The following is an 11712-nucleotide window of genomic DNA, read 5'->3' as shown; positions in this document are numbered from 1 at the left end:
CTTTAGCTTCTTTAGCTTCTTTAGCTTCTTTAGCTTCTTTAGCTTCTTTAGCTTCTTTAGCTTCTTTAGCTTCTTTAGCTTCTTTAGCTTCAGTGTTCGCGACCTGTTCTTGAGATGGAACCGCATCCATCATTTTTTCATCAGCTTCTTGTGCAAAAACATTGGTACTCATTAGTACATTTAACACAACGATCGAAGCGAAGGATTTGCTTGTAGTTATGTCTTTCATATTTTTAAGAAACAAACTCATACCCCATCTGCTCAATATTTTCATTTTGGCAAATCATAGCATTAATAAAAGATTAGAGCTGAATAACGAGATTTAATTCATTCGACCTGTATGCATTTAAACGTTTAAATCCACCATAAACTAAACCCGAGTTCTACATCCTGTAAAACTCGGGTCGATGAGGTTGTGCTTTTCAAAAATCATATTATTGTTTTATTGGCTTTCCTTTCCTACATCATCTCCATGATGATTTTCCGTCGGCGTCGTCTTCCATATTGGGATCATTCCATTCCCACTCCCTGTGCCGATAAGCTTAGATTACGCTTAAGCTCGCTTCGTGACTATGGGTCAACAGACACATTCATTGTAAGCAATTTCTTACACGCATCCATTCACACTTGTTTGCCATCTTTATAATCTTGCGCAATTTCATCTGTCACTTGTTTCTCTTCTTTCTCAGCTTTCGCAATACCTTCTTGAATCGCCTCCTGAGCCTCTTGCTCATCAGCATCCGTCTGTTCTAATTCTTGCTGTACTTGCTCAAATTGTCGTCCAGTTTGTAAAACAACGTACACAGGAAAGTGATCCGAACCAATATGCGGTAATCGCTCCATTTTTACCAAAGCAAAATCAGTGCTGTGGAATACATGATCGAGTGACCATCGTAATAGCGGATAGTCCGCATGGAAGGTATTGACATAATGACGTCCAACACGCGGATCTAATAAACCACTGATACGTTGAAATAGTCGTGTGGTACGAGACCATGCCACATCGTTTAGATCTCCCATGACAATGCAACTTTCATCCAAGTCTTTAATTTGATCACCCACAATCAACAATTCAGCATCACGTAATGTAGAGTCTTTGGCTTCAGTTGGACTCGGCGGTTTGGGATGTAAACAATATAATTGAACTGGCTGTCCAGAACGTAATTTCACTGTGGTATGAATAGAAGGAATCTCATTACTCAGTATGAATTTGACTTCGGTATCACTCAATTCCAACTTACTGTAGAGATGCATTCCATAGAGATTATCTAAAGGTACTGGAACACGATAAGGATAATCCGCTTCGATGACTGAAAGTTCATTCTGCCAGGTTTGGTCTGTTTCAAGCGTCAATACGATATCGGGTTGATGCTGATGAATCTGTTCAATCAAACGATGATATTCTGTATTTGGTGTTAAAACATTCGACACAATTAAAGAGATTTGCTTTGATGGATCAAGTTGATTTGGTTGGACCTGTTTCACCTGTTTTTTCCAAATTAAGGTATAAGGCAAAACCATCTTCAATTGATATGCTAATGCAGCAATTAATCCAACAAATATGACTTGGCGTCTTAAATCCCATTCCCCATCCCAAATCAACAGGAGGATAAATGCGATAAAGCCTAGGGCTAAAATTTGTAGTCTTGGAAAATCGGCACCTCGAAACCACCACTCATCACGCGGAATCAAAGACCAAAAACTTAACCAAATCACAACAACAGCCAGTATCTCAATCCATAGCATAGCGCTTCTCTTTATATATTCTTAATTTTTCGATGATTCATAAATTTATATTAGTTTTGCATGTAACATAAACAAGATATATTGCACAATATATTTGCTGTTTTGATTGTGTACCACTTGCAGTTATACACTCTTTTGATACACTCGAACCCCCTTTTTTATTTTAACGCACCGAGGCAAAGTGACATGAAAGTAGGTCTGGTCGGTTGGCGCGGGATGGTTGGTTCCGTCCTTATGCAACGTATGGTTGAAGAGAATGATTTCGCTCATTTTGAGCCATTCTACTTCTCTACCAGTAATGCAGGTGGTGAAGCCCCTGCGTTTGGTGGTAAAACTGCCCCAGCACTTATGGATGCGACAGACATTAATAGTCTGAAGCAAATGGATGTCATTATTACCTGCCAAGGTGGTGATTATACCACTGAAGTTTTCCCTAAGTTGAAAGCTGATGGTTGGAATGGTTACTGGATTGACGCTGCATCTACATTGCGTATGGACGATGAAGCAATCATCGTATTAGATCCAGTCAACATGAATGTGATCAAAGACGGTTTGGTAAAAGGTACGAAAACATTTGTAGGCGGTAACTGTACTGTTTCATTGATGTTAATGGGTCTTGGTGGTCTGTTCCAAAACAATCTTGTTGAATGGGCGACTTCAATGACTTACCAAGCTGCTTCTGGTGCGGGTGCGCAAAACATGCGTGAACTCATCACAGGTATGGGCTATTTGTATAACAATACAAAAGATCTATTAGACGATCCACGTTCTCCAATTTTAGATATCGACTCTAAAATTGCTGAATTACAACGTGGTGAAGGATTCCCTTCAGCAAACTTCGGTGTACCTTTAGCAGGTTCTTTAATTCCTTATATCGACAAACAGCTTGAAAGCGGTCAATCGAAAGAGGAATGGAAAGGTCAAGTTGAAACCAATAAGATTCTTGGTAATTCACAAATTGTACCTATTGATGGTCACTGTGTACGTATTGGTGCAATGCGCTGTCACTCACAAGCATTGACTTTAAAACTTCGTAAAGATGTTCCTTTAAATGAAATTGAAGACATCATTGCAAGTGCAAATGACTGGTCTAAAGTTGTGCCGAACACACGTGAAGCATCAATGACTGATCTTACACCTGTTGCAGTAACAGGCACGCTTACTGTTCCAGTAGGTCGTTTACGTAAACTTAATATGGGTAAAGAGTATTTAGGCGCGTTCACTGTTGGTGACCAATTACTTTGGGGTGCTGCTGAACCTTTACGCCGTATGCTACGCATCTTGATTGACTATAAAAATGCTTAATTTTTAATAGTTACTTCAATAAAAAGCCGGTCTGATTAGATCGGCTTTTTTTATGCAATTTGAATTGATGAGAACTTGGAGTGCTATTTGAAAGGAAATATTATGACATCTATACAAAAAACAGTTAAATTACAATCTCATCACTTCTTATTTCGAACATCTTGATCGATGCATAATGATGAACTGAGAATATAAAAAATCGAGATTAAAAACAGTCCAATATTTCGAGCACTCAGGTATTAGATTTGCAATAAATTCATTGAATTCAATGAAGGGGAAAAATTATGTTGTATGTCATTCCATTTGTCGTCTTGCTGTTAATCGCACTGGTGCTCAAAAAACGTGAGGATAAACAAAAAAATGGTGACACAGGATCAACAAAATCTAAAAAAAATGTGAGTGTAAAACGCGCTAAGAAAAGCCCTAAAACTCGCTCCACCCCACAACAAGCCTATTCACAGCACGGTCATGGCGCACCACAAGACTTAAGTGCCGAACCAGTGGCTGATGAACTTAAAGCCAGCATTGAATACTTAATTCAATCAGAAAGCTATATGTCAGCCGAAGCAAAAATCAATCAAGCATTGAATCGTGATCCTAGACAACATGAGCTTTACTCGTATTTGATTGATATTCACATCCTACAGAATGATGAATTTGCTTTAAAACAATTAAGTAATTATTTACGCTCCACTGGATTACATTACATTGCGGATGAAGCTGAAGACAAACTTAAAGCTGCAAAAGAAGCGGAACAGAATAAAGAAATTGCGAAAGAATCACGGGATATATCGAACACCGAGAATCAGCCTCGTCATGCTGCACAGTTTCATAGCACCAGTTTTATAACTGAAATTCCTGCAGTTCAATCAGAACAAGCCTTTGATCATCTCATCAAATCACAGGATGAACAACATAGCACTCAGGAAAGCACACCCACTGAAACAAATGAGACCACAGAGCAATCTTCTCTTCCTTCTCAAAGCTCAACCTTTGTGTTTGAAACAGAACAATACCCACATCCCTTACAAGCCAAAGAGAAGAAAAGCACTCCTGAGGAAGAAACTGAGCATGTCTCTGCTGAACCTACTGCTCATTTTGTATTTAGCTCAGAACAGCTGGATTTAGCAGAAGAGTTTACGCTCAATAAAACCAATGAAGAAATCATTGACCAGCTCCCTTCTGATCAGGCTGAAAATCAGCAGGCAACTGAACAACAGACTCCATCGCAAAACGAGCATTTTGAACTCGATTTTTTTATGGAAGATACACCGCAACCAACCTCACAACACCCATTCGAGCAAGATGATGAGAAGACTCCTGCATCAAAAGAGCAAACACCTTTAGAATTTATAACGACAGATTTAACTTTCGAGCCAAATGCTCAAACACAGACTGAATCTGAAACAACCAATCAATCGACTGAAGATCGCGCACCCTTAGAGTTTGATTTAGATTTCTCCAGTTTTCAGTCTGAAAATAAATCACAAACAGCATCAGTGCACTCAACTGATGCTGAGAACCTTGCTTCAGAAAATGAGTCCATCCAAAATCTCGACTTCACACTTGATTTAAGTCAAGAATGGGTTGAAAAAACAGATCTCTCTCATTCAGCACTGAGCTCTTCTCCATTAGAAAAAAATCCACAAGAACTGAATATTGAAATAGATCCATTGGAATTTAGCTTTTCAGATCAGTCGGAACAGCCTCATTCTCAAACAACATCTAAGGATGAACTCACTTTTGATCTTTCAGATGATTTTAACTTTGATGCTGAAATATCTAGCTCAGCAAAAGTTCCAGAACAAAGCGTGAATGATCAAAATTTAGATTTTGTAACTTTCGACTTTGAGGAAAATCTTGATTCAAAATCTACAATAGAAAGCTCAATTGAACCGACAAACGAGTTTAATTTTGACCTCAATTCATCAGATGAAAACGTGGATGTGCAACAGAGTCATTCGCATGAAACATCTGCGATAAAAATGAATCCGAATCGTCCTGATGATCCTCTTGTACAACGTTTTCCTGAATTACTCAACGTTGATGAAATTCAACTTAACTTAGATTTAGCGGATCAATACATTAAATTTGGCGCGTTTGATGAAGCAGAAAAATTAATTACGGAATATGAATCGCATTACAATGACGAACAAAAAATGCGTGCAGCAAAACTCCGAGAGAGCATGGAATCTGATTCCAATTAATCTTAATATGAAGCAGTCTAATCAGGCTGCTTTTTTTATGAGTTCAAAAATAGCTTTAATCTATATGGGTGGTACATTTGGTTGCGTTGGTGAACCTTTAGCGCCTATGCCTGCTGCCGATTTTTTTCCGCAATTAAAAGAAATTTTGCCCGTTCAAAATCAAATCGAGTTTGTCCAGGCTCATGAGATTAAAGACAGTAGTGCATGTACGGCGCGTGATTGGTTGCTGTTAATCCAACAAATTCAACAATTACAAGCTAAACAATTTCAAAATTTTATTGTCATTCATGGTACCGATACCATGAGTTATGCTGCGGCTATTCTTTCTCGATTTCTCCATGATACGTGTCGAGTCATTATCACAGGTAGCCAATTTCCTCTGCTCAATCATGCAGCGACATCTTTGCATCCATCGAGCGATGCTTTAGATAATCTGAATCATGCCATCCAATATATGGAAAATGTGTCTGATGGTGTTTACTTATGCTTTAACCATCAAATTTTTCATGCCAGAACTGCAGTTAAGACTCATCGCACGGCACTAAATGCATTTTGTGGTGAAGCATTTACAAATGTCATGAAGCCCATATCAAGTTCTTTTGTCGACATTACTGAGCAACATATTGAACGCTCGACACAACTCAATATTGCGAATCTGAATCTTCGCCCCATTGAAATCAAATTATTCAATCAGCATTTAACGCGTTTTATCGACATCCCGCCTCATGTACTCATACTTCAAGCATATGGAACTGGCAATTTAGCAATTAATGCGGATACCACAGATATTTTGAAGCAGCTTCGCGCCTCAGGCTGCCATATTGTATTAAGTAGTCAGGTCATGTTTGGAGAATTAGATCAACGCTATGCTATTAGCAGCTGGATTAAAGCATCTGATATTTTAATAGACGATACACTCAGTGATGCCGATCTTTATGCCAAAATTCTAAAAATGTATTTACAATACCCTTCCACAGATCAATGGTTACAACATTGGTATGATTCATCAAATTAGAGGTTCAAATGCCGCGTTTTGCAATCGGAATTGAGTTTAGTGGCGTTCGGTATCGAGGTTGGCAAACACAGCAACCTGGTGTGCCGAGCGTACAAGAAACCATGGAAAAAGTGTTGAGCAAAATTGCTGATGAACCCATCATTTTGCATGGTGCGGGTCGAACAGATGCAGGTGTTCATGCCACAAATATGGTGGCTCACTTTGACACAAATGCAATACGTCCAATTCGTGGCTGGCTTATGGGGGCTAACAGTACACTCCCTAAAGATATTGCCATCCAATGGATTCAAGAAATGGATAGTGATTTTCATGCACGCTTTAAAGCGCAAGCTCGCCGTTATCGTTATGTCGTTTATAACAGCCCCATGCGCCCTGCCTTACTCCACAAACAAGTAACGCATGCTTATTACCCACTTGATGTAGATAAAATGATTGCTGCAGCCTCAAAATTTGAGGGTACTCATAACTTTGAAAGTTTTCGAGCTGCTGCGTGTCAATCCAACCAACCTGTACGCCATGTGAGCCATTGCAAACTCATCAAACACGGTGCTTACCTTGTTCTTGACATCCAAGCAGATGGTTTTTTACATCACATGGTTCGCAATATTATGGGCTGTTTACTGGAAATTGGTCAGGGGATGTACGACATTGACCATATTGATGAAATATTCGCAGCAGAAGACCGTAAAGCAGCAGGGATCACAGCACCACCTGACGGCCTTTACTTTATCCAAGCACACTATCCTGAAGAGTTTAACTTGCCTAAAGTTCCGCTAGGCCCTCATTGGTTAAACATGCCTGAATAGATTTTTTATTTTGAATTGAAAAAAATCCCTTCATAAGAAGGGACTTTTTTAGCGCTGTTTACGCTTACGATATTCAACAGGTGTCTCATTGGTCCATCGTTTAAAGGCACGATAGAACGTACTTGGTTCTGAGAAACCCGTCAGATAGACAATTCTCTCTACGCTTTCATTGGTGTTTGCCAAAAGTTTTTTAGCTAAACGACAACGATAGTCAGATAAAATTTGCTGGAAGCTTGTATTGGCTTCACTGAGCTGTGTTCTCAAACGACGTGGGGTGATATTCAACTGAGCTGCCACAGTTTCTAGCGTTGTTTCTCCACTCTCAAGTGTAGAACCAATGGCACGGCGCACCTCACCCACTAAATCGTATCGAGCCAACTCCTGTAATTTTTCAATCGCCAACTGCTCATGCAGTTGAAGTAATTCTGGCTCGGCTTGCCAAAGTACATAATCTAAAATTGCAGGATCAAAATAAAGTCGCGTTTCTTTTTGGCCTAAACTTACCGGGCACTCATATACACGGAAATACTCATCGTCTGAAGCACCCTCGCTAAAGTTAAAATCGATATATATAGGTTGAAATCGACCTTCAGTAATAAATTTGAAGAATCTTAAAATGCCTGAAATCGCGCACTCAGAAAAATGACGATTGACTAGGTTTTCAGAGAAAGGTTGTTCACCATTGGTTAGGTAGCAACGATCATCTTCAATAACCAATTTAGCATGAAATGCATCACTGATTAGACGTTGATACGCTAAAGCCCTTTTCAGGCCTTCGCCAAAATTTTCAGATGAAATAAAAAGATGTTCAATCACTTGACCACGATAAAGTGGTAAATGCTCACCTAAATGTAGACCAATGTCTGGATCTTTACTGACTTCTTCGGCAGCAACCCAGAAAGCGTACTGCGCGCTTAAAGGCGTACGCGCATTTTGATCTACTTGATTTAAGGCCACACCCGCTTTTGTTAAAATTTCTTCTGTGGGCAATCCAGCACGACGAATTGCTTGATAACCTAATCGTAGAACAACCGAAGCATCAGTTAGCTGACTCACGCAGTGCCCTTCCTTGTATGTTATTAATATTTACTTAAAACTTATGAATTAGATTACAGTCGATTGACCAAACTGACAACATAGTTAAGCATTTTTTTGTTTAAAAATTTTATTTGTTTGTTCGACAAGTTTGACCATAGAAACGCCGACTGAACTTGGTTTAACCTTGTTTTTTTCTAAAATTTTGCCTATAATTTGCGCCTTTCCAATTTGATCATCAGGTAGGCTATGGCCAATAAAGAGGAACTTATCGAGTTCGAAGGCGTTGTCACCGAAACGCTTCCTAATACTATGTTCCGTGTACGTTTAGAAAACGGTCACGAAGTAATTGCACACATTTCTGGTAAAATGCGTAAACACTATATTCGTATTTTGACTGGCGACAGTGTTAAAGTTGAAATGACACCTTATGACTTATCTAAGGGTCGTATTACTTACCGTGCACGCTAAGTGTTAGTAAGCGAAAAGCCACATTGAGTGGCTTTTTTTGTTTTTGTACTTTTATTTTATGAACTACAGGAGATCCATTCTACTAAAGCAATCGTCTGTCTTTGTGAGAAGATCAATACTCAGATGTTATAGAATATTAAACTCACTATTTATTTTTAATGTTCAATCAAATATAAAAACAATGCTCATATACACACTCAACCACAAAAAAATCGTCGTACTGCCCCACTATTTCGTGCACTAAATAAATTGTGTTTTTTGCCCATCTGCATATTTACACTTTTCCTGTTTACGGCATGCCAAACAGCAAATTTTCAGAACAAAAAAAATATGAATACTTATGTTTCACAATTTTTAGGACAAGATATCCAACATATCCGAGAAACTACCGAGTTGAATTCTTTTAACATTAAGCTGAAGCCCAATCTTGAGATTCGAGATGATCGATCCATTTTCACCTTTGAACGTATAGTCAACACCTCGATTCCAATGGGAAATTCGATGAGAGATGAAAATAGTTTTATGATTCCTGTATGGACAGCTTCAGCAAGTCAGTCATTCGGTAACGTAATGACTTGCTCAAGTGTTTTTAGCTTAAAAAAACAATATCGCTTTCAAAAGCTCGGCAATAAAAAAACGCAGCTCATAGGCTGCGTTTTGAATGAATCAACTGAAATTAGTTAAGCGCTGCAACAACTGCTTCACCCATTTCAATTGTCCCAACCTTCTTCATGCCTTCAGACATAATGTCAGCTGTACGTAAACCTTGGTCTAAAACATTCCCAACTGCATCTTCAATCGCTTTTGCTGCAGCTTCTTGACGGAACGTATATCGAAGCATCATTGCAACAGATAAAATTGTTGCCAATGGGTTTGCGATATTTTGACCTGCGATATCTGGTGCTGAACCATGACAAGGCTCATACATCCCTTTACCATTTTCATCTAAAGAAGCTGATGGCAACATACCGATTGAACCAGTCAACATCGCAGCCTCATCAGACAAGATATCACCGAACAAGTTACCTGTTACGATCACATCAAATTGTTTAGGTGCACGAACCAATTGCATTGCTGCATTATCGACATACATATGTGACAAGTTAATGTCAGCATACTGTTCAGCATGTAACTGAGTTACTGTTTGTTTCCAAAGCTCAGTAACTTCAAGAACATTCGCCTTATCAACTGAACACACTTTACCACCGCGTAGTTTCGCCATTTCAAACGCCACTTTAGCAATACGTTTGATTTCTGACTCTGCATATACGTCGGTATTAAAGCCTTGCTTCTCACCATTCTCTAATTCACGAATACCGCGTGGTTGACCAAAGTAAATACCACCAGTTAATTCACGGACAATTAAAATATCTAAGCCTGAAACAATTTCAGGTTTCAAACTTGAAGCATCTGCCAATTGAGGATACAAGATCGCTGGACGCAAGTTAGCGAAAAGGTTAAGTTCACTACGTAATTTTAATAAACCACGCTCAGGACGAATTGAGCGCTCAATTGTATCCCACTTCGGACCACCCACAGCACCTAACAAAATCGCATCTGCTTTTTTTGCTTGTTCAGAGGTAACTTCTGGATAAGGTGAACCATGCGCATCAATTGCAGCGCCACCCAATAAACCTTGTTCCCATGTTAAATCTAGATTGAATTTTTCATTGACACGGGTGAGGACCTGTTCAGCTGCTTTTACAATTTCAGGACCAATGCCGTCACCAGCTAAAATCAAGATTTGTTTAGACATGAGATTTTCCATTTGTAAAGTTAGTATGAACTAACGTGTTTTTAAATTTTTTTGTTCCACAAACTCACCTAGTCCATTGAGAACATTATAGGGTTTGCAGAAACGGCGAATGGTTTGTTGCTCTTGCAACAAGTCAACACATAATGGCTCTGGTGCAGAAGCATCAAGTAAACTTTTTTTCCCACTGCTTCGATCTCTAAACATTACAAATCGGTAATCTTTTTTTGCTTCGAAGCGATGGATAACATTAATAGTTTCTGCTTTTTCCTCTGAAATCGGATAAAAGCGAACCACCACTTCATGCAGTCCAGCAGGAACTGAAAGATATAAGGCTTGCGGATCTTTCAAAGAGCCAGCATTTAATCGCACGATACCTTGCTTGATCGCACGCTGATCTAATCTTCGAGATTGAGCATCAACAATGGGATGCTCATCGAATCTTTCAAACTCACAATTCAGCGTTCCTGAGCAATAAATCAAAGCATGATTTCTGGTTTCAGGCGTTTCTTTAATCTTTTTCAGTTGTAATCGGTCTACGGTCTGACAAGCGGATAAAACGGCGACAGACAATCCGAAAAACGCGTAGCGTAATAAAACTTTTGCCTTCATTTGTGCCCAACCTCACCAAACGGCGCAAAACTAAAAGAATAATTTTGCACCGATATTAGCAAGACTTGAATCAGAGCACTATAGCTTTAAGTATCAGTTACGCTTTGATTTCTTGGAATACCCATGGGCGAACAGCTTTAGTTCTTTCCTCATAAGCACGAATGTCTTCTGCCGCTTGTAACGTTAAACCAATATCATCTAAACCATTCAACAAACAGTGCTTTCTGAATGGATCAACTTCAAATTTAAATGCTTCGCCTGTAGGCGTACGCACTTCTTGTGCTTCAAGATCAATCGTTAACTGATAACCTTCTTGTGCTGCACACTCTTTAAATAATTGATCAACAATCTCTTCAGACAAGATCACTGGTAACATGCCATTTTTAAAGCTGTTGTTGTAGAAAATGTCTGCATAGCTTGGTGCGATTACGGTACGGAAACCATATTCTTCTAAAGCCCATGGCGCGTGTTCTCGGCTTGAGCCACAACCAAAGTTGGCACGTGAAATCAAGATTGAAGCACCTTGATAACGTGGTTTATTCAACTCAAAGTCTGGATTCAAAGGGCGTTTTGAGTTGTCTTGCCCCAAATAGCCTTCATCTAAATAACGTAACTCATCAAACAAATTCGCGCCGAAACCTGTACGCTTAATTGATTTCAAGAACTGTTTTGGAATAATTAAATCTGTATCGACATTGGCACGGTCTAAAGGTGCAACGATACCTTGTTCAACGGTATATTTTTTCATGTTGTTTGCTCCTC

General features: G+C 39.2%; 12 protein-coding genes. 6 read left to right on the top strand and 6 right to left on the bottom strand.

All coding sequences use genetic code 11. The annotated features are described in order from the left end of the window. On the bottom strand, positions 1–250 hold a 250-nt coding region (locus AC1M87_RS08170), incomplete at its 3' end, for a hypothetical protein (RefSeq protein ID WP_481593411.1). Between the two features lie 371 nt (positions 251–621). After that, positions 622–1746: an endonuclease/exonuclease/phosphatase family protein gene (locus tag AC1M87_RS08165; protein ID WP_481593410.1), complete on the bottom strand. Its 1125-nt coding sequence runs from the start codon at positions 1744–1746 to the stop codon at positions 622–624. A 186-nt stretch (positions 1747–1932) separates the two neighbouring features. On the opposite strand from AC1M87_RS08165, the gene asd reads away from it, so the two are divergent. From asd to truA, 4 genes are all read left to right on the top strand, one after another. Beyond that, on the top strand, positions 1933–3051 hold the full coding sequence (gene asd / locus AC1M87_RS08160; RefSeq protein ID WP_035264122.1) for an aspartate-semialdehyde dehydrogenase: 1119 nt from the start codon (positions 1933–1935) through the stop codon (positions 3049–3051). A 284-nt stretch (positions 3052–3335) separates the two neighbouring features. Beyond that, positions 3336–5258, top strand: coding sequence for a hypothetical protein (locus AC1M87_RS08155; protein ID WP_481593409.1), 1923 nt, complete (start codon positions 3336–3338; stop codon positions 5256–5258). Between the two features lie 37 nt (positions 5259–5295). Beyond that, positions 5296–6273: an asparaginase domain-containing protein gene (locus AC1M87_RS08150; protein WP_481593408.1), complete on the top strand. Its 978-nt coding sequence runs from the start codon at positions 5296–5298 to the stop codon at positions 6271–6273. An 8-nt stretch (positions 6274–6281) separates the two neighbouring features. Further along, a complete protein-coding gene (gene truA, locus AC1M87_RS08145; RefSeq protein WP_035264128.1) occupies positions 6282–7079 on the top strand; it encodes a tRNA pseudouridine(38-40) synthase TruA in 798 nt (265 codons plus the stop codon). 48 nt (positions 7080–7127) lie between these two features. On the opposite strand, the gene AC1M87_RS08140 is transcribed toward truA, so the two are convergent. Continuing rightward, positions 7128–8135 (bottom strand): AraC family transcriptional regulator, encoded by a 1008-nt coding sequence (locus AC1M87_RS08140; RefSeq protein ID WP_035264130.1) that lies wholly within the window; start codon positions 8133–8135, stop codon positions 7128–7130. A 228-nt stretch (positions 8136–8363) separates the two neighbouring features. On the opposite strand from AC1M87_RS08140, the gene infA reads away from it, so the two are divergent. Both infA and AC1M87_RS08130 read left to right on the top strand, forming a co-directional pair. After that, entirely contained in the window at positions 8364–8585 is a 222-nt protein-coding gene (infA, locus tag AC1M87_RS08135; RefSeq protein WP_004692529.1) for a translation initiation factor IF-1, read from the top strand. Positions 8586–8915: 330 nt separating this feature from the next. Further along, entirely contained in the window at positions 8916–9269 is a 354-nt protein-coding gene (locus AC1M87_RS08130) for a hypothetical protein (RefSeq protein ID WP_481593407.1), read from the top strand. Here AC1M87_RS08130 and leuB read toward each other — a convergent pair. From leuB to leuD, 3 genes are all read right to left on the bottom strand, one after another. Further along, positions 9262–10341, bottom strand: coding sequence for a 3-isopropylmalate dehydrogenase (gene leuB / locus AC1M87_RS08125; protein ID WP_179998721.1), 1080 nt, complete (start codon positions 10339–10341; stop codon positions 9262–9264). The two genes, AC1M87_RS08130 and leuB, sit on opposite strands and share 8 nt — an antisense overlap. Before the next feature lie 30 nt (positions 10342–10371). Beyond that, complete coding sequence (locus tag AC1M87_RS08120) at positions 10372–10950, bottom strand: hypothetical protein (RefSeq protein ID WP_179998722.1); 579 nt, start codon at positions 10948–10950, stop codon at positions 10372–10374. Between the two features lie 97 nt (positions 10951–11047). Then, the gene (leuD, locus tag AC1M87_RS08115; RefSeq protein WP_481588649.1) at positions 11048–11698 is read right to left on the bottom strand and encodes a 3-isopropylmalate dehydratase small subunit; all 651 of its coding nucleotides are present in this window, start codon (positions 11696–11698) and stop codon (positions 11048–11050) included. Positions 11699–11712 lie beyond the last annotated feature (14 nt).

It is taken from the genome of Acinetobacter sp. 24-47-62, assembly GCF_056779765.1.
Note: the sequence above shows the minus strand (reverse complement) of the source record. Positions and strands in the feature narration are given on the sequence as shown.

Coding starts and splice junctions, on each gene's coding strand:
- AC1M87_RS08165 (WP_481593410.1), bottom strand. CDS start 1,746: ATGCTATGGATTGAGATACTGGCTGTTGTTGTGATTTGGTTAAGTTTT.
- asd (WP_035264122.1), top strand. CDS start 1,933: ATGAAAGTAGGTCTGGTCGGTTGGCGCGGGATGGTTGGTTCCGTCCTT.
- AC1M87_RS08155 (WP_481593409.1), top strand. CDS start 3,336: ATGTTGTATGTCATTCCATTTGTCGTCTTGCTGTTAATCGCACTGGTG.
- AC1M87_RS08150 (WP_481593408.1), top strand. CDS start 5,296: ATGAGTTCAAAAATAGCTTTAATCTATATGGGTGGTACATTTGGTTGC.
- truA (WP_035264128.1), top strand. CDS start 6,282: ATGCCGCGTTTTGCAATCGGAATTGAGTTTAGTGGCGTTCGGTATCGA.
- infA (WP_004692529.1), top strand. CDS start 8,364: ATGGCCAATAAAGAGGAACTTATCGAGTTCGAAGGCGTTGTCACCGAA.
- AC1M87_RS08130 (WP_481593407.1), top strand. CDS start 8,916: ATGAATACTTATGTTTCACAATTTTTAGGACAAGATATCCAACATATC.
- leuB (WP_179998721.1), bottom strand. CDS start 10,341: ATGTCTAAACAAATCTTGATTTTAGCTGGTGACGGCATTGGTCCTGAA.
- AC1M87_RS08120 (WP_179998722.1), bottom strand. CDS start 10,950: ATGAAGGCAAAAGTTTTATTACGCTACGCGTTTTTCGGATTGTCTGTC.
- leuD (WP_481588649.1), bottom strand. CDS start 11,698: ATGAAAAAATATACCGTTGAACAAGGTATCGTTGCACCTTTAGACCGT.